Consider the following 20943-nt stretch of genomic DNA (forward strand, 5'->3'; position numbering starts at 1 on the left):
CCCATGCGCTCGGGTCTCGTCGATTTCCATTGCCATCTTGATCTCTACCCCGACCACGCGGCCGCGGTGGAACGTTGCGAGCGCGATGGCGTGTTCACCCTCACCGTGACCACCACGCCCAAGGCTTGGCCACGGAACCACGAACTGGCGTCCGCCACCCGTCATGTCCGAGCGGCTCTCGGCCTGCATCCTCAGTTGGTTGCCGAACGCGCTCATGAGATCGCTCTATGGGAGGAGTTGCTGCCGCAGACCCGCTATGTCGGCGAGGTCGGGCTGGACGCCAGCCCACGGTTCTACAAGTCTTTCGAGACGCAGAAGGAGATATTCGCTCGCGTGTTATCGCTTTGCGCGGTCGCGGGAGACAAGATCGTCACAACACATAGCGTCCGAGCGACCAGGGTGGTGCTCGACATGATAGAGCAGCACATGCCGCCCTCGCGCGGGTGCGTAGTGCTTCATTGGTTCACCGGCACCGCAGCAGAGGCAAAAAGGGCGGTTGATCTTGGCTGCTACTTTTCAGTGAACGCGGACATGCTCAATAATGAAAGGCGTGCAGCAATAACTAAATTGCTCCCGTTGGACCGGGTTCTGACGGAAACAGATGGGCCGTTTACCCAAACTGATGGACGCCCCGCCAGTCCGAGCGATGTCTGGATCACTGTGGAGCGCTTGGCAAGGCTCCACGAACTACCGCCATCCGAACTATGTGCCACGATACTGAGAAATCTTAAGAGCGTTCTTTCCAGGTAGAGAGAAAGTACATTTTAGCTGCTACTTGTGAATAGTAATACCACTTGGGGGTTGTGCCTTATAGTTGGCCTGAGCGAATTATTAGCGCCGCGTCAGGGGATTCCGTGTTTAGCCCGAGCCGCCTCCACAGCAGCCATGATCTGTTCCGTGACACCGGGATCGTCCGACTTACCCTTTGGCACTTGCACGTTGGCGAGGAACCAATGTGCGATCTCAACGCCTTCCGCTGCCCAGCGGGGGTCCTCACTCTCCAAAGGATCGAGAATGCGGCGTATGATGACCGGATTGCGTGACGAACTGCCGGACCGGAGCGGTTCGTGTTGATAGTCATCCGGCGCGAACGCCATGTTGAGATTTAACGCCGCAGCGCGCTTCGGCGATGCCTCCCGAGCGCCGATCAGGTCGTCCAGCGGCATGAAAAGACGTCCGTAGTGTTCTGGCTGCCGGGTGAGCAGTTCGCGATTCGTAAACGTCGGCGCTTCCGGCTCTCGGCTGGGCAGCCAACGCTCGTCCAACGTGCAAATGAGACGCCGAATGGCGAACACCATCGCGTCTAGCATATGCAGATCCTGGCTGCGGGTGACGTAGCCATAGATCAGGTAGCGGTTGTCAGCATTCCCGTTGCGAAGCAGGTGTTCCATAAACTGCTCGGGCGTTCGGTCCGACCAGTGATAGATGTCGAGATCGGTTGGTTTGGCGAGATTGTCTGGCAGCAACGCGCCGGCCAGAGCTTTTACATCCGTGTAGAGCCGAACGATGTCGTGGCTGTATGCCTTCTGATCGGTGGCGCTTCGTCTGGACGATCCATCATTGAGGAGAAGCACGGCCTTGAGATATTTCTCAAGCGCATGAACTGAGAGCCATAAGAAGTCTGTGTTGAGCTGATTGATCGCACACCAGCGCGCGGTGACGTAGTTTTCGTCGGCCGTGCGGACGAAAAGTTCGAGGACCAGATTATGTTTCGATGCTGATACGCTCAAGCCGATGTCCTTACAGACCGAGCGCGTATTTGGCCGCACTCATATTGGGCGCATAGCCGAGGTTGATCGTGCCAAATTCCGCCGCGATGTCGGGCTTCAAAACTTTGCTTTCGGTCAAATACTCATTGGTATTCGACGACAGAAAGACGATCGGCGTCGTCACCCCAGCGCCCCGCAAAGCTGATACGGCCTCAAGATAAGTTTCATAGACCAGGCAATCTTTGGAGGACTCCTTGCCGCGTCTCGCTGGAGCGATGCCAGCGTTGACCCGAGCAAATGCTTTGGCGGGGACAACTGGGCTGGGCGTGACATTGCCGAGCTTGGCGAGCCAACGCCCGACAACCGCTCTTGCACGCCCGACATGATCGTCAAGATGCGTAAGGTTGACGTTGCCTGGAGCGCCGAAGACGGCGGATAGCTTGTTGATGCGCTCGACCTGCTCCCGAACCTTCTTGAGATTGCGCGCAGCCTCATCCTGGACGGGCTGGTCGTGATCGGAAAACTCGATCGCTACCTGCTCCGCCATAAGGCATATGAGGCGACCCGATTCTGCCGCGGCCAAAAGATCGATGGCTGCCTGCCGATCATGCGGTTTTGCCGTCTCGCGCGTCGGATCACGCATGATGTCCAGAATAGAGCATGTATCGATGCACAGCACCGGAACGCCCGCTGATGCAATCGCCTGTGCGTCCATCCGGCTCAGTGCTCTTCGTAGTAGGCAAGAAGAGCAAGCGCGGTTTCAAAATCGCCTGCAAGATTGTGGGCGGAATCCTCGTCCCAACCGTCCACTTCATGCAGCCAGCGCGCTAACCTGTCGGCGCCGGGTTTGTCGCCGCTGCGATGTACGGCGACGAGAAAATCGAACCAGCGGCGTTCATCCAGTGGGTGACTCGCTCCCGTCGACTTGTTGGCCGCCCCGGAGAAGCGTTTGAGCTTCAGCGCAGCGTCCGGAGACAACCAGTCGTCGAGTGTTTGCCGAGGCTCCGTCGTCGAGATCGTGAAACCGAATTGAGCCGTGACGGGTGCGGCGATGCGCGCGATAAAATCCGCGAGCACGGCATTGTACTGCGCGAAGGTGAGGCTCCCCGTCTCCAACGGAACGATGTTGGGGACATAATAGCCGTCCTCGGTTCCCCATAGGGTGAGCCCCGCCGCCGGATGGTCTTGGCCGGCATCCCGACGAAAAAGGACGACATCCTCCGAGGTCACGGCGTTACGCGCCACTTCCGCCGACCTTTCCAGATCTACGCGCCAGGGATCGACAGCCGCCGTGATGAGCGCTTCGCGCAAGTCGGGCCGTTTCGCGATGGGGCCACGGATGGCCATATCTTGGAAAACTTCGAGTTTGTCTGTCATATCATTTCTTTCGGATTATCTTTGGCTACTGTCGCCTCCTACGCATCGGCCTGCGGCCAACGCAGTTTTCCGCGGCCGACACGAAGCGCTTCCACCAGTCTTGTGTTGCCGGGCAACCGACCCGAAAACAGGCTGGGCTTGGGATCGACCGCAGCCTTCTTGAAGGCGGCGACACGCTGGTAGTCGGGCGTCGTCAGCCAAGTCCGCCCATCACCCTCATCGGTGACAATCCTATACAGGCCGGCAGGCGGAGCGACGGCGATGTCGAGCAGTCGCTTATAGTGTTCGACCGACCACTTCTGGATGCCGCCGCTAAGGGCCTCGGTTCGGAACCGCGCCCATAGCGCAGCCGTATCGGGCGTTGGCCAATCGCCAGCGTCGGTGTAGGCCGTGATCTCATCAGATTCGAGCCAGGCCCGCATCTCGGCAGGCGTAACGAAGACTGGCTTGGCGTCCTCGACCGCCGCCATGGCGGCGCGCCTCGACGGAAGACCGGCCCGGATCAACATCGACATCATGAATTGCGGAACGCCGGTCTCGACCGCAGCAGCGGCTCCACCTGCCACCGTATCCGGCGACCAGCCGAGAGACATGCGGCGGGTACGGACAGCTTCCAAGGCCCAAACCAAACGATAAGTGAAGGCATCTTCGACCGCCCGCATGTTCTGCGGCCCGATATTGGCAACATCCTCGCCGGACACCCAACTGCGTAGGATTGCCTTCCAATTGGCTGGTAGCGCGTTCGCCTTGTCAGGAATGAAAGGACGCATGAATAGCAGGCGGTCGCCGAGACCACCGAGGCTATCGACAAGTTCGTCGATGTCGCCGCCCAGCGCCGCTTCGTCTGCGCGGTCGAGGAGTTCGGCCAACTCGTCGGCCATGGCGTCGATGGTGAGGCCCGCCTCAAGTCCTACGCCCATGGCGAAATGTCCGCGGCGCGCCTGCGCCGTGGTGGTCTTCCAGATAAGGTCGGCGCGCGCTTCGAATATCTTTATGTGCAGCGGTGCGATGTCCTCGTCCTCGCGGGCAATCTGGCGTGCCCAAAGCGATCCCTTGAGCGCCTCGTCCAGAAGTTTGGGTAGGTCGGCCCGATCAGCGTCCAGTGCCTCGATCAGACCGAACACGGTCGCATCGAGGCGTTCGACGATCTGCGAAAGCGGCTCCTCGTCAATGGTCTCTTCCTCGTCATCGCCGCCGTCTTCATCATCGTCGTCGCCATCGTCGTATTCTGCGCCGGCGGCCAGACGCTCGGCGACCGCGGCTTCCTCCGCCGGCGATCTCCAGGCTTCGCGGGCATTGGCGAGATATTCCCACGCGTCGTGACGGTCCAGCACACCCTCTCGTGACAAGCGGTCAAGAATCTCGGCGACGATCTGGATGAGGCCGCTCTTCAGCGTGCGGGCCTTTGCGGAGGCGACCAGCTTCTTCCATTCCCTCTTTCGCCAATCAATCTTATCGAACATCACGTGAACGATGAGGCCTTCGACATCGACGAAGGCGCGTCCGGCGCGACCCGCGACGTTCGCAAACTCCTCGCCCTTGATCTTCTCGGACGCCCGATACAGCGCTGGCACCAGCAGGACGGCGGCATTGAGGTTGAGGCCCTGCGATAGCGTCGGCGACGCGACGATGACCTTCAGCACACCCTCGGACAGAAGGGCTTCCAGCTCACGAAGGAACGGACTCGGCAGCCGGCCATGGTGGACGGCAACGCCCGCTTTCAAACAAGCGACAGCGGGATGGTCTTCTCCCAACCATTCCTTGCCGACCTCCAGAGCGCGGGCGATCCACGCCTCATCCTCCAGTAGCGAATCCAGGTAACCGCGCTTGCAGAGGTCCACGACTTGTTTGCCATAACTCTCGACCCAATTCGCCTGGGTGGAGAAGATCAGGGTCCGCTTGCCTTGGCTTGCGAACTCCCATGCCGCGAACAAAGCGAGATGCGAGTTCTTGCGCGGATAAGGCTTCTTCTCCTTTCCGAGTGCCGGCTTCTCCAAGACAAATTTGTCGAGGAACGGGCCAGCTTCATCGAGATCGAGCCGGAGCAGTGCATCCTTCCCCCGCCAAGTGAGCGCGCCGAACCGTTGCCGCGTCGGCCGCCAATCGGAACGCACTGGTTCGCCCGGTTCATCGGCGCGAATCCAGGCGGTGAGATCGTCGAGTTCGTCGCCGCTGGGCAGAATGGCGGAGAGGCAGACCATTCTGCGTTCGCCCGCGTCCGCTCGCCGGAGCAGACGCTGCACGAGCGTCTCGTAACGGATTTCACGCTCGCTCGGGCCGATCATATGGCCTTCGTCAAGGACGATCAGGCCGACATCATCGATCAGTGAGGGGTCGCTTCTCAGTGCGAAGTCGAGCTTTTCGGGTGTCGCGATGATGATCTCGCGGGAGCGCAACGCGTCTTCATCTCCAGCCGAAAGACCGCTGGAACCATAGAGCGAGGAGACGCTGAAGCCGAGGGGCGCGAAGGTCTTTCTAAAGGAGCGCTCGGTTTGAGCGGACAAAGCGCGCAATGGCGTAACGATCAACACCCGGCGCTCCGACGACAGCGTCATCAGCGCGGCGATCTCGGCCACACGCGTCTTGCCAGCGCTGGTCGGCAAGGCGACGACCAGGTCGTCCGTGACGTCCGTGGAGCGCTGCGCCGCCTCGCGTTGCGATGGCCACAACTCCACCTCGGAGGTCTTGCGCGCATAAAGCGACGAGATAAACAGCCGTCGCAGGTCCGGGTATTTTTCCTCCGTCCCTTCCGGCGGGTCGGTCGGCAGAGTCTGGTGGAGCGAATGCTGCCAAAGGTCGTCGATCAGATGGCGGCAGAGGTTCGAAATCCACCACAGCGGCACATTCTCCGCGTTGCCAGCCAGACTGACCGCGGTGCCAAGAAGCGCGCGCGCGATCTCGATCGGCTCGGGTTCGCCGGTCTCCAGTGCAAAATCAAAATGGGCCAGCGCCCGGCAAATCGTCGTGTTGAGGATCGTCGATATCGCTTCATCGATATCGGGTTCTTCCCCCGTCAGGGCGGCGGCGATCTGCTCATCGCCATGAGCCTCGTCGGCCAGCCAGTCGCGAACATATCCGCGCAACTGGCCGAGATCGCGCAGGATCAGGTGTTGGATCGCCCTCTCGCCAGGAGACGCATTGAGGTCGCCCGCCGTCTCGTTGAACAGGGAATAGGCGACGGCCGAGAATCCAGCCAGATGATAGGCAGCGGCAGCGATGGTGCGGCGAAAACCGCGATCGGGTGATTCCGGATCGCCGTTGCGCACCAACGCCTCAAAAGCATTGGCAGCGCGCTCGAATGCCTTGCCGGTCAAGGGCGAAGCACCAGCCTGCGTCCGCAAGGCCATTGCGCCCCGAAGTAGGGCAAAGCCGTGTTCGGCAAGGTCCGTCTCGATCGTCGCGCCAAGTGGTGGCGCATTTGCCGGCAGCACGCCTTCTTCGCGCATCAACGACCAGGCCGCGCCGCGATAGAGGAGACGACCGAGAATGCCGTCAACCGTCGCTGTCGCCAGGAATGCGGTCAGTTCGTCAATCGTCTCCAAGGTCTTCCGCCTCCTGGTACATGGCTGCGATGAAGTCCTGATGATCTTCGACGTGAATGTTCAGGACATAGTGGTCGCGATTGGTCCCCGTGGCATCGAGATCGACTTTTAGCGAAGCGTGCGGGCCGTTGCCCGACACTGTGAAGAGCATATGATCGATGCGATCGGCACGAAGGGACTTCAGGCCCACCTCGTCACGCAGGCTGCGCCCCAATGCGTTGTCGTCCGGGTCATTGCTCTCCAATAGGCGGTTGGCGACAAAGAGCAGGGAATCGGGCGTGCAGCGGCCGTTGTCGCGGTCAAGCACCTTGCGGGCGCTCGTGACCGTGGCCTTGCCGAGCACCTTGTTGCTTTTGGCTTCGCCTTTCAGGAGCCATAGCTTTTCGCCAGCCGCATCGTATCCCGCGCCGATAAAATCGTCGCCGCGCATCGCCATGTTGCGACCATCCTTGTAGCGGAGGCGGCGAACGGGAACGCGAAGGCCGATTTCTTCCTCGACCAGTTCGGTCGCGAGAATTTCACCAAGATCGCCGGAGCGTCCCTTGGGTGTCTGGGGCATTGCCGCGCCGAGGATTTTTGCCGCGACCTTGTAGCCGAGCCGCTCCACGTCTTCGGCAATGCGTTCCAGTCGGTCGTAATGTGAGCGGATCGTCTCGGTGAGGACATCGCGAATTTCGTCGCGCCCACCGTCTTTCTCGACATAAGTCCAATAGTGCTTTCGCTTGTCTTTGTTCTTGGTGGCATCGCACCAGCTTTCATACAGGCCCATGCGATCCTCCTTTGGCTGTTTTGTTCGTTGGCGCTTCTCCATCCCAAAGGCTCGACAATGGTGCCGCTGCTAGCCTGTCGCCGAACGGCACGACATCCACGCTATCATAGAGGACTACGCCGAAAGCAAAGCGATCTCCGCACGCTTCGGCCAAAGCGCGCAGCCCCCCGAAATCACCAGCCTTCACCGTAGCGCTGGCCTTCACCTCGATCCCGACAATCATGCCGTCATCGCGCTCCAGCACGATGTCCACCTCGCGCATGTCTCGATCGCGGAAATGATGTGGAGTCAGCCGCAGGTCCGAGGCGCTCATCAGCTTCAGAGTTTCCGAGAAGACGAAGCTTTCGAGAAGCGCGCCGAATGGTCCGCGATCAGCCTTCACCCTGTCGAAGGTCAGACCGCGCACGGTCGCCAGCAAGCCGGAGTCGAGGAAGTGCAGCTTGGGCGTCTTGGCGATGCGTTTCAGAGTATTGGTAAACCAGGGTTGCACGGTTGAGACCAGGAACACTTGTTCGAGCAGCCCGACATAGCGCTGCCCCGTCTTGTGGGTGACGCCGATGCCAGCGGCAAACTGGGAATAGTTGACCAGCTGTCCTGAGTGCTCGGCCAGCAGCCGCACGAATTTCGGTAACTCAGTCAGTTTCTCGATGTCCGCGATGTCGCGCAGGTCGCGCGTCAGGATCGACGTAAGATAGGATCGCAACCAATCCTGCCGCCGTCGCTCGTTGTCACGACTGATGGCTTCGGGAAAACCACCGAGCAGGACGAGTTGGACCAAATCGTCACCGACGATAGCATTCCGCTGACTCCGGAGCTTTCCTTCGAACAGCCGTTCCAGAAAATTTGGCGTTCGGCCTTCCACCTCGGCCTTGGCCAATGGCAGCATCTGAATGGTTTCCATCCGTCCAGCCAGGCTATCGGCGATGCGCGGCAAGGTCAGCACGTTCGCCGAACCCGTCAGCAGGAATCGTCCCGGCCGATAGTCCTCATCGACCGTCTTTTTGATCGCTAACAGCAAGTCGGGCGCGCGTTGGATCTCGTCGATGATGGCTTGATCCAGCCCCCGGATGAAACCGGCCGGATCGGATTGGGCGGCTGCAAGAACCGTTTGATCGTCCAGCGTGATATAGGTTCGGCCAGCCTCGCCCATCTTGCGGACGAGCGTGGTCTTACCGGCCCGGCGCGGTCCTACGATCAGGACCACGGGCGTATCCGAAAGGGCTTCTTCCGCCCGTCGTTCTACAAACCGTCCGTACATGCCAACTCCGAGACTTAGCAGATTGAGACTATCTGCTTCGGCAGATTGGGAGTCAATGGCCCGCATATTGGTAATCACAAGACCGCGATTCGGGATGGATGGGGAACCTGCGGTCGAGCCACGGTCTCGACCGACCCCTTCTGCGGGGACACCCCGCAACGCCCCGAGACGATACGGCGATCAGGGTCTCATGAGCATCGGCATCGAAGGCTTCGCACCCTGATCCGGTTTTTCTCCCGGCTCCCGCTGGCGCTCACGCCGGGCCGGTTGCTTGGGGGCGCCGCCCCCTGGCGCGGTCAAGGGTGAAGCGCGGCAAGCCGCGCCGGCCGGGGTGGTCTCCCCGACCTTCCGCGCGGATGCGATGTTCAGCACATCCGTCATGACGGACATCCGCTTGTGCAGGTCGGGTGATCCCCCTCCACCCCGGCCGCCCTGGCCCTTGCACCCCCCGGTCTCGCCGACGGGCAGGGTTTCAGCGCGGCGCTTCGCTGCGCGAAACCCAAGCCTATAGGAGACAGACCATGACGACCACTGCCAATGATACCGCCGCCACTCCGGTTGTTGCGACCGTGACCGGCGCGGACGTGTTCATCCTGATCTTCCCCCGTAAAAGTGGACGGGGTTAAGCCGCTTTGCGCTCGGCCTCAGCGGGGCTGATATAGCCCAGTGCTGAGTGCAGGCGATGGGGATTGTAGAAGCCCTCGATGTATCCGAACAGGTCTCGCCGCGCCTGGTCTCGGGTGGCGTAGACGCGGTGATGAACGCGTTCGGTCTTGAGGGTGTGGAAGAAGCTCTCCATCGGGGCATTGTCCCAGCAGTCGCCCTTTCGGCTCATCGACGGGGTGATGCCGGATCGGGCCAGGGCTGATCGATAGGCTTCGGCTGCGTATTGGATGCCCCGGTCCGAATGATGGATCAGGCCGGGCGCGGGGCGCTGACGTTCGACGGCCATGTTGAGGGCGTCGAGGGCGATCTCGGTGTGCAGGGTCTGGCGCATGGACCAGCCCACGATCTTGCGGGTGTGCAGGTCGAGGATGGCGGCGAGATAGAGCCAGCCTTCGCCGGTCGGGATGTAGGTGAGGTCGGCAAGCCAGACCTGGTTGGGCGCCGCCGCCTCGAAGTTCCGGGCCAGCCTGTTGGGCGCGATGGGATAACCGTGGCGGCTGTTCGTCGTCCGGGCGCGACGCGGCAAGGCCGCCAAGCCCCGCAGGCCGGCGCGGCGCATCAGCCGCTCCACGCGGGATCGACCGACCCGACGCCCATGCCGCCGCAGGGTGGCGTGAACGCGCGGCGAGCCGTAACAGCCGCTGCTCTCCGCATGGATCAGCCGGATATCCTCGGTCAGCTCGCGATTGGCGACAGACCGCTGGCTCTCGGGGCGACCGCGCCAGGCGTAGTAACCGCTGGCCGACAAGCCCAGGACCGCGCACATCACGCGAACCGGCCAGACCTGACGATGCTCATCGACGAACCCGAACTTCATCGGGAGGCCGCTCCGAAGATGAGCGCGGCTTTTTTTAGGATGTCCCGCTCCATCCGCAGCTGACCGTTCTCTCGCCGCAACCGGGCCACCTCCGCCGCCAGATCCGACGGCGACGGGGACGACGCCTGCGTTGTGGGGCGCCGCGACGCCCCCGTCGCCTGCACCCCGAACTGCGTCATCCATCGACGAAGCACCGTCTCGTGCAGCCCAAGCTCGCGGGCCACCGCCCCGACGCTCAGGCCGCCGTTGGCGACGCGGTCAACGGCCTCGCGCTTGAAAGAATCCGGAAAGTTCCGGCGTTGAACACTCATCAGACACTCCTCTCCAGCTCCGAAAAGCTAGCATGGGTGTCCACCAAACCGAGGGAGGATCATCCCGCTCAACAAGCTCAAGAAGCATCCGAACAACGCCCGCAAGACGCCGCACAGCGAGGCCTCCATCGAAGCGAAGGCGGCGAGCATTCACGCCAAGGGCATCCTGCAGAACCTCGTGGTGGAGCCGGAGCTTGATTCGGAGGGAGCCGCGACCGGCTTCTATCTGGTCAGCATCGGGGAAGGCCGCAGGCTGGCGCAGTTGCTGCGCGTGAAGCGCAAGCAGATCAAGAAGACGGAGGCCATCCGCTGCGTCATCGACACCGTGAACGACGCCAGCGAAATCAGTCTGGACGAGAATGTCACCCGCGAAGACCTCTCGCCCGCCGACCAGTTCGAGCGCTTCCGCGAGTTGGCCGAAACGCGCGGTTGGGGCGCGGAGGAAATCGCGGCTCGGTTCGGCGTGACGGCGCATGTCGTGCGCCAGCGGATGCGTCTGGGCGCGGTCAGCCCCAAGCTGATGCAGGTCTACCGTGACGGTGGCCTGACCTTGGAGCAGTTGATGGCCTTCGCCATCGTGGACGATCCGGCCCGGCAGGAGCAGGTCTATGAGAACCTGTCTTGGAACAAGGAGCCTTCGACCATCCGCCGCGACCTGACCCGGATGCACATCGCGGCGACGGATCGGCGGGCGGTCTTCGTCGGCGCGGAGGCCTATACCGAAGCGGGTGGCGTGATCCTGCGCGACCTTTTCACCGAGGATCGCGGCGGCTTCTATGAGGATGCGGCGTTGCTGGACCGGCTGGTCATCGAGAAGCTGGAGGGTGCCGCAGAGAGCGTGAAGGCCGAAGAAGGCTGGAAATGGGCGGATTTCCATATCGACTATCCGCACGGCAACGGCCTGCGCCGCACCTATCCGCATCCGGTAGCGCTATCGGAGGAAGACGAGGCCGCCTATGCCGCCGCGCAGGGCGAATACGACGCGCTGACCGAGCAGTTTGACAGCGCCGAGGAATTGCCCGAGGACGTGGACCAGCGGTTCGGGGAGTTGGAGGCCGAGATCGAGCGTATCGACGCGCTTCGCCATGCCTATGAAGCGGACGAGATCGCGCGGGGCGGTGTGTTCGTCATCCTCTCCCATGACGGCGAAGCCCGCATTGAGCGCGGCTTTATCCGGGCCGAGGACGAGAAGCCGGGACCCGAAGGCGATGTGGACGGTGACAGCGGCAGCGTGGTGGACGGCGTTCGCGTCAACAGCGATGGCGAGATCATCGAGGATGGCGACCATGACAAGGACGGCCACTCGGTTCCCGTGTCGGAGGCCGAGGACGAGGACGCCGGGGATGCGGGCAAGCCGCTGTCGGACCTTCTTATCCGTGACCTGACCTCGCACCGGACGCTGGGCCTTCGCCTTGCCTTGGGCGAGCAGCCGGACATGGCGCTGATCGCCGTCACCCATGCGCTGGCGGTGCAGACCTTCTATCGCGGCGTGGATGCCGCCTGCCTCGAAATCCGCCCGACCAGCAGCTTCCTTGCATCCCATGCGGACGGGATCGAGGACACCGCGGCGGGGAAGACGCTGGCGGATCGTCACGCCGGATGGGCGGCGGACATGCCGCGCGATGTTGCGGACCTGTGGGACTTCGTTGCCGGTCTGGACCATGCCAGCGTCATGGCGCTGTTCGCCCATTGTGCCTCGCTCACCGTCAACGCGGTCAAGCAGCCTTGGGAGCGCAAGCCCCACGCCCATGCGACGGCGGAGAAGCTGGCGACGGCGGTGGCGCTCGACATGACGGCGCACTGGACGCCCACGGTGCGAACCTATCTCGGTCGCGTCACCAAGGCGCATATCCTCGCCGCCGTGCGGGAAGCCGTCAGTACGCGGCGGCGGAGCGGATCGCGGGCTTGAAGAAGACGGACATGGCGGAGGCTGCCGAACAGCTTCTGGCCGGAACCGGCTGGCTTCCCGCCGCCCTGCGCACGGCGCGGCCCGCGTGGCTGGACCAGCAGCAGGACGGCGACGCCTTCCAGATCGCCGCCGAGTGAGGAAAGGGCCGGGATCGCACCAGCGGTCCCGGCCTTCCATCCCGCCAAAATTCCGGTCGCGCGGTATCCACCGCGCGACCGGCTGACCTCGACTGTCCGATGACGACGACCGTCATCGGCGCTATGGAGACCCATCATGATCGCCGTGATGTTGATGAGCGTAGCCCTGATCACAGGACTGTGCGTCCTGGCCTATACGCTCGCCGTCTATGCGCTGCCCTTCATGCTCGCCATTGAAGCGGCGCGTTTCGCCTACGCCACCGGCTCCAGCCTGATCGGTGCGGGCCTCGTCGGCCTCGTCGCCGGGGCCGCAGCCTATGGCTTGCTGGTGTTCGCTTTCGCCTCGCTGCGCTCGCCGGTGCTGCGCATGATTGTGGCGCTGGTCTTCGCCGCGCCCGCTGCCGTCGCGGGCTACGCCCTTGTCTACGGCGTCACGCGCGAGGCCGTGCCGTCCGAAGTCTGGCGGCAAATCTTCTGCATCATCGGCGGTGGGTTCGTCGGGGCGTCGGCCCTATTGCGGTTGGTAGCAACAGCATCGCCAATTCATAGCCGAGACTGAAACGTTCTTTGATTGATGCTACGATTGCTCAAGACGATCACCGAATGAAAGATGTTTTCTCGTGTTAAAGAGACTGTCAGACCTCAATCTGCCTGATCCATATTTTTCAGGAATTGCCGGATTTATCGGCTCCACACTTGAAGAATTGCACTCGGATATGTGCGCATTCGAGCTTTCTGTCGCGCTTCCAGAGTCGGTCCGACGATCTCACGACGCCATTCGACACGCCTACATCTATGCCTATTTTTCGTATGATCTTCTGACTATGGCCGCGAGTCAGACATTCCCCTGCCTTGAACTCACTCTGCGCGAGCGGATCGGCTACCAGTTCGCCAACCGTGTGGACAAAAAGGGAAGGCCACGCCCGGCCATGCTCGACGAGTTACTGAAATCGGCCAAGGAGCAGAATCTGATTTCTTCGGAAATCGAATATCTAAGCAAGATGCGCAATATGTTTGCTCACGGAAGCGATACCGTACTGAACCCTCCCATGTTTTTGACCACCTTTGAAATCGTCACCAACATCATCCGGGAACTCTACCCCAGCGAACAGGTGTAATTGACGTTCCCTTGATAGGTCAGGTTTGGCGTTGCCCTGCGGGCCGCGCTTTCGGCTGCGCCGGAACCACGCCAAGGGCGCGTTTCCGCCATTCGGCTTCAATCGCTAACGCGAAGAGCGGCAGTGGATGGCCGTTCCGATGATGAGGCCCCGCTCGGGCGAGCCGGGCTTCTAGAGATATCCGGTCACAGTAGCAGCGGCGGGACCATGAGAGCGGGTCTCCGTTCTCGGCATCGACACCCTCGGCCGGGTAGCGCGTTGGGAAGCTCAAATCGCCGTTGGCGAGAATGGTCACGTTGCTCAGCGGGTGATCGTCTCCAGCTTGCCAATGCCGGCGCTTCGAAGAGGATGAAGATTTTGAAGCAACCACGTCTGCTCGTGGACCATGGACTGGCCTTGCCGTCGAAGGTCAGGGGCAGGTTGACCCGACCGACAGTTGTCCACCGTTCTCATGTCTGGCGCGGAGGCCGACCGTCACCAAATATCATGTCCCTCTGATTCCCTGTCAGCCACACCCACGGCGTCCTCGAATGGATTGGGTCTGACCGAAGACCGGCTGCGCCTCGCTCGGCTTCCCGCAACGGCCGTCGCCAGCTTTTTTCCGCCGCCTTCGGCTTTGCATCGCGAAGCAAAAAAGCCGTCGCCGTCCGCCTTCCACTGCGTTGCAGCCCTACGGGTGCGGGGCCGATCGTCCCCGGTCGCACGACCACCATCGAGGCCGCGATAGGCGCGGCCGGATGCGAAAAGGAACATGACAATGGCGACCGTCGGCACCTTCACCAAGAACGAAAACGGCGCGGGCTTCACCGGCGCGGTCAAGACCCTGACCCTCAACGTCAAGGCCAAGTTCGTCCCCACCGAGGGCGAAAGCGAGCGCGGCCCTGACTTCCGCATCTTCGCAGGGGCCACCGAGTTCGGCGCGGCCTGGAAGAAGACCGCCCGCGAGACGCAGCGCGAATATCTCTCCGTCAAGCTGGACGATCCGAGCTTCCCCGCACCCATCTACGCCAACCTGGTCGAGGGCGAGGACGGCGAAGCCCATAACCTCATCTGGTCCCGCCGCAACGGCGACTGAAGCCGGACAGCTCCAGAAGCCCCGCTCGCCCGAGCGGGGCTTTGTCATGGTCATTGCCACCCCTGCCTCAGTAGGCGAAGAAAGGATCGTTCTTTTGATGGGCGCGGCAGGTCTCGAATTTCGTCGACTTGGTCCAACGAGCGTCACGGGGCTTCTTTATGTCTGAGCGGACGAAGACATCAGCCATCTGGGTGATGACGCGCTTTTCGAGAACGATCTTGCGGCCAAGATTCTTCTCCGCTGCGGTTTGCGCCCGTTCGAAAGCAGCCTTTGCGGCCTTTTTGTCAGGAAACACGCCCCAGATCGTCGTATTGGTCAGGCGCGCAAGCTCGTCGCCCAGATCGTACACATAAACGAGGCCTTCGATCTCCGCACATTCGACAAACTCTTTGTACTGCGACGGCGCGCCGACCCTGAAATCATAGGTTACGAGATAGTCCGCCAAAGTATTTCCCTCCCCATATCGTCGCCTTGCATGTGGGTATGCGCGTGCCCAAAGCCAACCTGCCGCCTGTCAGGCGATACGGCGATCAGGATGGACGGTTTTCAGGGTTTGCGGCTTTGCACATCCCGATCGGATTTCCGTGCCCGGCGCCCGCTGGCGCTCATACCGGGCGGATTTGGCTAGGGGTTCCACCCCCGCGCGGCGCAAGGGATCGCTGACGCTCGTCCGGGCCGGTGTCCCCGGCCTTCCTCCACGTCGTGCCTCCGTTCCGTGCAGGCCGGGTGATCCCCCTCCGGCCCGGCCGCCCTTGCACCTTGCTACCCCGGTCTCGGCGACGGCCAGGGTTGCAGCGCAGCGCCGCGCTCCAACCCAGACCCACGGAGACAGAAAATGTATCACCAACTCGCCACCCGGTTCGGCCGCAACAGCCACCAGATCAGCGGGCGCGAAGCCCTCGACAACGAAGCTCTCTACCGCCACGTCCCCTCCGTCTTCGCCCGCGAGGCGCATGACAGCCGGTCGGACCGCTATGTCTACGTCCCCACCATCGAGATCGTGGAGGGGCTGCGGAAGGAAGGGTGGTTCCCATTCTTCGCCGTCCAGTCGGTCCCGCGTGACGGCAGCCGCCACGGCCACGCCAAGCATATGCTGCGCCTGCGCCGCGATGACGGCATCGGCAAGCCCGAGGCGGCGGAAGTCATCATCGTCAATTCGCACGATGGAACGTCGGCCTACCAGATGTTCGCCGGGATGCTGCGCTTCGTCTGCACCAACAGCATGATCGCGGGCGAGCGGTTCGAGGAAGTCCGCGTCCCCCACAAAGGGGGCATTCAGGATCAGATCATCGAGGGCGTCTATACGGTCGCGGAGGATTTTCCGCGTCTGATCGACGCGACGGAGACGATGAAGGACACAAGGTTGTCTGAGGACGAACAGCGCGTTTTGGCCGAGGCCAGCCTTGTCGCCCGCTACGGTGAGGACGATAGCCCCGTCCGCCCCGATCAGATCATCGCCCCGCGCCGCCGCGAGGATGTCGGGCAAAGCCTGTGGAGCACGTTCAACGTCATTCAGGAGAACATGATACGCGGCGGGCTGGACGGTCGCCGCACCAATGCCGAGGGCCGTATCCGCCGCAGCCAGACCCGCCCCATCAACGGCATCGACCAGAATGTCGGGCTGAACCGCGCGCTGTGGACGCTGGCGGACGGGATGCAGCGCCTGAAACGCGGATGATCGTAAAGCCGTGCAGCCGGGTTTCCGGTTGCACGGCTCTGCTCATTTGCGGCTATCCGATTTTCCGCCGATCCGTGGACCCGGATCGCCGGCGCGGCCGTGTCGTCGCCACGACCGCCGCTCGCCGGGCTACGCCCGGTTCGCCAAATCGACTTTGCTATGTTAAGTAATCATTAGCCAATATTGATCGCTTTGCGCGATCCACATATCCAATAACGCTGACTTCAAAGCATATCCCAAGTTGTGGAAACTTCGTCTTTCCAGCGCCGATCCCATGCTGGAAGAAAAGAGGTGACGCCATGCCGAGTTCTGATTGGCGCTCGCCGGCCGCCTATGGACATGCCCAGAGCATTCCTGCCGCCGGCTTCGCTTGGGAGTATCTCCGTCGCGACGACGAGTATCGCCGCGACTTCCATCGCCTGAAGCGGAAATCCCGCCACGACACCGAAGCGCAGACCGCGTTCACGAACAGATGGGGGTTGCGATTTCGCGGCGGACCCGGACCAGCCCGCCGATCGCGCCGCGCTCTTCTGGACACCCGCGCTTCAGCCTGACGCCTTCGAACTGCGCCCGTCAGGCGATCCGCCCGGCGACTTCGCCATGCCCATCGTGCTGCCGGGGCTTCCCGGTCTGGCTGCACGAGCGGCCATCGACAAAGCTTGGCACGGTCTCTGGCGCGGAGCGGGCGGCGAGCATCGCTTCTGGCTCGCGAACGCTCCGCCCGAAGATCCGACGGGCTTCGTGGTCATCCTGCCGCTCGACACGCTGTTCGAGTTGCGCGCCGAAGCGGCGTTGCGGTTCTGGCTGGCGCTCGCCGGACGCCCGCCCGGCGACCGGCGGCACGACCTTCCACCCCAGACCCGCGACAGGCACATCCTGATCCTGCGCGCGCTCGACGCGAAGCTGGCCGGGGCCAGCTATCGCGTCATCGCCGAGGCGCTGCTCGGCTTCCAAGGCCGCTCCAAGAACGATTGGGAGGTCAGCCCGTTGAAGAACAAGGTCCGCCGTCTGGTCGCCGATGGCCTGTTCTATATGCGCGGCGGCTATCGCGAACTGCTTCACTATCCCGTCCGGGCGCCACGCCGCCGCTGAGGAGCGGCGTGGCCTTGGCTTGAGCCGACCCCTCCGGGGTGCCGAATGCGCCCCCCCCTGATTCCGGCACGCTGCAAGCCGCCGATCCTCCGCCACGGTTCGCCATAGCCCGCTGTCGCCGCCGACAGCCGCCGAACCCGACCCGGAGGTCCAATCATGATCGACCCGAAGACGGGGCTGCCGCCCCGATTCCTGCGCACGCCTGATGCGGCCCGCTTCCTCGGCATCTCGCTACGGACGCTGGAGAAGCACCGCACCTACGGCACCGGCCCGACCTATCGCAAGATCGGCGGGCGCGTCGTCTACGCGCTGGAGGATCTGCAAGCCTGGACGGCGGTCGCCGCCCGCAAATCCACCACCGACAAGGACGCCGAGCGGGTTTTCCCCGCGCGGCCCCTGACCCCCGCCGAGCGAGGCGCACGCTGAATGTCCGGCGGTCCCTCCCACGACGCCGCACGGCGCGCGCAGCGCCTTGCCGGCAGCGAGCGGGCGCGGCTCGATCCCTTCGTCGTCGCGACGGGCGATGCCAGCCCCCGCGACCAGCGAGACCTGATGGAGCGGCCGTTCTTCTCGCTCGCCAAGGCGAAGCGGGTGACGCCGATCCTCTACGAATCCGGCGGCGTCCGCGTCGAGGTCTTCGCCATGCCCGAGCATGGCATGGCGACCATCTGGGATGCCGATGTGCTGATCTGGGCGGCCTCGCAGATCGTCGAGGCCGAGAACCATGGCCTGAAGACATCCCGCTTCCTGCGCTTCACGCCGTACCAGCTCCTGATGGCGATCGGCCGGGGAACGGGCGCGCGTGAGTATCGGCTGCTCAAGGGTGCCTTCGCCCGCCTGCAATCGACAGTCATCGCCACGACCATCCGCCACGGCGAGCGCTGGCGGCGGCACCAATTCTCCTGGATCAACGAATGGGAGGAGATGACTACCCATGACGGTCGCGTCGAAGGCATGGAGTTCGTGCTGGCCGACTGGTTCTATCGCGGCGTCATCGACCGCTCGCTGGTCCTGACCATCGACCCCGATTATTTCCGGCTGACCGGCGGGATCGAACGCTGGCTCTACCGCGTCGCCCGCAAGCACGCCGGCCGTCAGGTCCATGGCTGGATCTTCGAGATCGCCCATCTCCACGAGAAGTCCGGCAGCCTGGCGCGGCCGTCCGATTTCGCCCTCGACATTCGCCGCATCGTCGCTCGGCAGCCGCTGCCCGGCTACCGCCTCGACATCTGGCGGGAGGGACGGCGCGAACTGCTGCAAATCCGGCCCTCCCGCTTGTCCACAGTGCCTGTGGACGAGGCTGTGGAAACGCTCGTGACTTCGGGCGCAAACGGTATCGGGACTTCGGGCGCAGGACTATCGGGATTTCGGGCGCACGGACCGCAGTTAACTCTGTGGCCCGAAACGCGGAATCCGACCGCTAACTTAGAGTCTAACCAAGAATCTAACTCTTTGTCTTTGACGCGGGCGGGCGCGAGCCATGGTGCCGGTGCCGCCGGACGATCGACGCGCGTGCCATGATCGTCGCGCTGCTCAATCAGAAGGGCGGTGTCGGTAAGACGACGCTGGCCCTGCATCTCGCAGGCGAATGGGCGAGGACCGGCAGCCGCGTCACGCTGATCGATGCGGACCCGCAAGGCTCTGCGCTCGACTGGTCGCAGCAGCGGGCGCGGGAAGGTTGCCCACGGCTGTTCGGCGTCGTCGGCCTGGCCCGCGACACCTTGCACCGGGAAGCGCCCGAACTGGCGCGCGATGTCGATCACGTCGTCATCGACGGACCGCCGCGTGTCGCGGGCCTGATGCGCTCGGCGCTGCTCGCCGCCGACCTGGTGTTGATCCCGGTGCAGCCGTCGCCGTTCGACGGCTGGGCTTCCGCCGAGATGCTGGCGCTGCTCACCGAGGCGCGCATCTACCGGCCGGACCTCGCCGCCCGCTTCGTGCTCAATCGCTGCGGCGCGCGCACCGTCATTGCCCGTGAGACGGCCGAGACGCTGGCCGATCACGACCCGCCCTTGCTCGCCGCCACCGTCGGCCAGCGCGTCGTCTTCGCCGACGCCGCGCAGTCCGGGCGGCTCGCATCGGAGATCGACGCCGACAGTCCGGCCGCGCGCGAGATCGCCGCGCTGGCCACCGAGATCGGCCGCCTCAACATCGCAGGGATCGCGCCATGAGCGAGCGATCCCCGAAACGCGGTTTCGCGGCGCGTCCGGCCGATCCCGAAAGCTGGATCAAGGCCAGCGAACCGCCATCGGCCCGCGCGAGCGACGGCGCGGCGTTCACGGCCCGGCTGACGATCGACATCACGCCGGAGCTGCGCGGTCGGATCAAGATCGTCGCCTTCCGGCGCGGCGTCACCGTCGCCGACATGCTGCGCGAGATGCTCGCGCGCGAATTCCCACCCACCGAAGGAGATACACCATGACCGGCAACGCGGCTCCCCGCGTGCGCGGCGGCCCCGTGCCGTCATCGCCTCCGTCCGACAGCCGTACGCATGTCGAACTCACCCACATCGAGAAGAAGATCGAGCACTGGGTTCGTTTCGGCCGGCTGGCGGAAGAAACCATCCTCGACCGCCGCCGGCGCATCTTCGCCTTCCGGCCGGGCGCAATCTTCGCCTTCGTCCGCTGGGCATCGAACGACTTCGGCACGATCATCTCGCGCATCGATATCGTGCGCGCCGTGGAGCCGGGCCAGCCCTATCAAACGCTGCCCTTCGTGCGGCCCGGCGGCGAGATTCTGCTGAAGATCGATGGTTGGCCCAAGGTCGAACAGGTGCTCCGGCACATCGACGCCATCCAGGGGATCGGCATCGATCCGGAGGATGTTTCGCCCGACCATTGGCACCACGTCCACAACCGGCTGACCGCCGGTCACGAGCCGCGCGCCTACAGCGCCGACCAGCACCTAGCGTTCCTCAAGCGCCGGAGCGTCGCGCCATGACCCGCTTCGGCTATGTGATGGTGACGTACTTTTCGATCATGGGCGTCGCTATCGCGTCCTTCATCCCGACGCCGACCCGACTGCTATGGAACGTCTCCGCCAGCGCGCCGATCGGCCTCTACGCCATCGATCCGCCCGGCGACATCGCCGTCACCGATCTGGTCGCGGTCGATCCCCCCGAACCGCTCGCCGATTTCATGGTCGAGCGCGGCTATATCGGCCGAGGCGTCCCGCTTCTGAAGCGCGTGATGGGACTGCCGGGGCAAGAGGTCTGCCGAATCCGCCGCACGATCACGGTCGATGGCGTCGAGCTTGGCGCGGCGCTCGACCGCGATCGCTCGGGCCGCGAACTGCCGGTGTGGAACGGCTGCCGCCGTATCGGCGGTGACGAGATATTCCTGATGAACCCGGATGTCCGCGACAGCCTGGACGGCCGCTATTTCGGTCCGATCCCGGTCAAGTCCGTCATCGGCCGCGCGACGCCGATCTACACCGACGAGGCCGGCGATGGCCGCTTCGTCTGGCGCGCCGCGCCGCGCTGACCG

Annotated in this window: 23 protein-coding genes; 15 read left to right on the plus strand and 8 right to left on the minus strand. The window is 63.4% G+C overall.

Annotated features, from left to right (window positions below):
* Positions 1-3 precede the first annotated feature (3 nt).
* Complete coding sequence (gene qatD, locus N6H05_RS09645; RefSeq protein WP_284113669.1) at positions 4-750, plus strand: Qat anti-phage system TatD family nuclease QatD; 747 nt, start codon at positions 4-6, stop codon at positions 748-750.
* 92 nt (positions 751-842) lie between these two features.
* Here the strand turns inward: qatD and N6H05_RS09650 are convergent, their stop codons facing one another.
* From N6H05_RS09650 to N6H05_RS09680, 7 genes are all read right to left on the minus strand, one after another.
* Positions 843-1730, minus strand: a complete 888-nt coding sequence (locus tag N6H05_RS09650; RefSeq protein WP_284113670.1) for a hypothetical protein — start codon at positions 1728-1730, stop codon at positions 843-845.
* A 10-nt stretch (positions 1731-1740) separates the two neighbouring features.
* Positions 1741-2424, minus strand: coding sequence for a PIN domain-containing protein (locus tag N6H05_RS09655; protein WP_284113671.1), 684 nt, complete (start codon positions 2422-2424; stop codon positions 1741-1743).
* A gap of 5 nt (positions 2425-2429) precedes the next feature.
* Positions 2430-3086 carry a hypothetical protein gene (locus N6H05_RS09660; protein ID WP_284113672.1) on the minus strand — a complete coding sequence of 219 codons (657 nt, stop codon included), beginning with the start codon at positions 3084-3086 and terminating at the stop codon, positions 2430-2432.
* Positions 3087-3124: 38 nt separating this feature from the next.
* On the minus strand, positions 3125-6628 hold the full coding sequence (locus N6H05_RS09665; RefSeq protein ID WP_284113673.1) for a DEAD/DEAH box helicase: 3504 nt from the start codon (positions 6626-6628) through the stop codon (positions 3125-3127).
* Positions 6615-7397 carry a HamA C-terminal domain-containing protein gene (locus tag N6H05_RS09670; protein ID WP_284113674.1) on the minus strand — a complete coding sequence of 261 codons (783 nt, stop codon included), beginning with the start codon at positions 7395-7397 and terminating at the stop codon, positions 6615-6617. The genes N6H05_RS09665 and N6H05_RS09670 overlap by 14 nt, the downstream gene beginning before the upstream one ends.
* Positions 7384-8655 carry an ATP-binding protein gene (locus N6H05_RS09675; protein WP_284113675.1) on the minus strand — a complete coding sequence of 424 codons (1272 nt, stop codon included), beginning with the start codon at positions 8653-8655 and terminating at the stop codon, positions 7384-7386. Before N6H05_RS09675 ends, N6H05_RS09670 begins: the two co-directional genes overlap by 14 nt.
* Positions 8656-9277: 622 nt before the next feature.
* Positions 9278-10449, minus strand: a protein-coding gene (locus N6H05_RS09680) for an IS3 family transposase (RefSeq protein ID WP_114150060.1) whose coding sequence is annotated in 2 segments (ribosomal slippage) — positions 9278-10176 and positions 10176-10449 — 1173 coding nt in all. Because the reading frame shifts where the segments join, the coding sequence is not laid out codon by codon here.
* Positions 10450-10510: 61 nt separating this feature from the next.
* Here N6H05_RS09680 and N6H05_RS09685 point away from each other — a divergent pair.
* The 5 genes from N6H05_RS09685 to N6H05_RS09700 all read left to right on the plus strand — a co-directional run bounded on the left by N6H05_RS09685 (position 10511) and on the right by N6H05_RS09700 (position 14688).
* Positions 10511-12358 (plus strand): ParB/RepB/Spo0J family partition protein, encoded by a 1848-nt coding sequence (locus N6H05_RS09685; RefSeq protein WP_349666223.1) that lies wholly within the window; start codon positions 10511-10513, stop codon positions 12356-12358.
* The gene (locus N6H05_RS28180) at positions 12355-12495 is read left to right on the plus strand and encodes a hypothetical protein (RefSeq protein ID WP_349666217.1); all 141 of its coding nucleotides are present in this window, start codon (positions 12355-12357) and stop codon (positions 12493-12495) included. The genes N6H05_RS09685 and N6H05_RS28180 overlap by 4 nt, the downstream gene beginning before the upstream one ends.
* 136 nt (positions 12496-12631) lie before the next feature.
* Positions 12632-13054, plus strand: coding sequence for a hypothetical protein (locus tag N6H05_RS09690; RefSeq protein ID WP_284113676.1), 423 nt, complete (start codon positions 12632-12634; stop codon positions 13052-13054).
* Positions 13055-13115: 61 nt separating this feature from the next.
* Positions 13116-13613: a hypothetical protein gene (locus tag N6H05_RS09695; protein ID WP_284113677.1), complete on the plus strand. Its 498-nt coding sequence runs from the start codon at positions 13116-13118 to the stop codon at positions 13611-13613.
* A gap of 757 nt (positions 13614-14370) precedes the next feature.
* Positions 14371-14688: a DUF736 domain-containing protein gene (locus tag N6H05_RS09700; protein WP_284113678.1), complete on the plus strand. Its 318-nt coding sequence runs from the start codon at positions 14371-14373 to the stop codon at positions 14686-14688.
* A 67-nt stretch (positions 14689-14755) separates the two neighbouring features.
* Here N6H05_RS09700 and N6H05_RS09705 read toward each other — a convergent pair whose 3' ends face one another.
* Positions 14756-15133: a hypothetical protein gene (locus tag N6H05_RS09705; RefSeq protein ID WP_284113679.1), complete on the minus strand. Its 378-nt coding sequence runs from the start codon at positions 15131-15133 to the stop codon at positions 14756-14758.
* Positions 15134-15523: 390 nt separating this feature from the next.
* Here N6H05_RS09705 and N6H05_RS09710 point away from each other — a divergent pair, with 390 nt between their 5' ends.
* The 9 genes from N6H05_RS09710 to N6H05_RS09745 all read left to right on the plus strand — a co-directional run bounded on the left by N6H05_RS09710 (position 15524) and on the right by N6H05_RS09745 (position 20940).
* Positions 15524-16366 carry a DUF932 domain-containing protein gene (locus tag N6H05_RS09710; protein ID WP_284113680.1) on the plus strand — a complete coding sequence of 281 codons (843 nt, stop codon included), beginning with the start codon at positions 15524-15526 and terminating at the stop codon, positions 16364-16366.
* 299 nt (positions 16367-16665) lie between these two features.
* On the plus strand, positions 16666-16920 hold the full coding sequence (locus N6H05_RS28255; protein WP_419951260.1) for a transcriptional regulator domain-containing protein: 255 nt from the start codon (positions 16666-16668) through the stop codon (positions 16918-16920).
* A 46-nt stretch (positions 16921-16966) separates the two neighbouring features.
* Entirely contained in the window at positions 16967-17458 is a 492-nt protein-coding gene (locus N6H05_RS09715) for a DUF2285 domain-containing protein (RefSeq protein ID WP_284113681.1), read from the plus strand.
* A gap of 156 nt (positions 17459-17614) precedes the next feature.
* The gene (locus tag N6H05_RS09720) at positions 17615-17884 is read left to right on the plus strand and encodes a helix-turn-helix transcriptional regulator (RefSeq protein WP_113866491.1); all 270 of its coding nucleotides are present in this window, start codon (positions 17615-17617) and stop codon (positions 17882-17884) included.
* Positions 17885-18979 (plus strand): replication initiator protein A, encoded by a 1095-nt coding sequence (locus N6H05_RS09725; protein ID WP_284113683.1) that lies wholly within the window; start codon positions 17885-17887, stop codon positions 18977-18979.
* Positions 18976-19629 carry a ParA family partition ATPase gene (gene parA / locus N6H05_RS09730; protein ID WP_284113684.1) on the plus strand — a complete coding sequence of 218 codons (654 nt, stop codon included), beginning with the start codon at positions 18976-18978 and terminating at the stop codon, positions 19627-19629. Before N6H05_RS09725 ends, parA begins: the two co-directional genes overlap by 4 nt.
* On the plus strand, positions 19626-19880 hold the full coding sequence (locus N6H05_RS09735; RefSeq protein WP_284113685.1) for a hypothetical protein: 255 nt from the start codon (positions 19626-19628) through the stop codon (positions 19878-19880). The genes parA and N6H05_RS09735 overlap by 4 nt, the downstream gene beginning before the upstream one ends.
* Positions 19877-20398, plus strand: coding sequence for a DUF2840 domain-containing protein (locus tag N6H05_RS09740; protein WP_284113686.1), 522 nt, complete (start codon positions 19877-19879; stop codon positions 20396-20398). The genes N6H05_RS09735 and N6H05_RS09740 overlap by 4 nt, the downstream gene beginning before the upstream one ends.
* A complete protein-coding gene (locus tag N6H05_RS09745) occupies positions 20395-20940 on the plus strand; it encodes a S26 family signal peptidase (RefSeq protein ID WP_284113687.1) in 546 nt (181 codons plus the stop codon). The genes N6H05_RS09740 and N6H05_RS09745 overlap by 4 nt, the downstream gene beginning before the upstream one ends.
* The last annotated feature ends 3 nt before the right edge of the window (positions 20941-20943 follow it).

Source organism: Sphingobium sp. WTD-1 (genome assembly GCF_030128825.1).
Classification (GTDB): domain Bacteria; phylum Pseudomonadota; class Alphaproteobacteria; order Sphingomonadales; family Sphingomonadaceae; genus Sphingobium.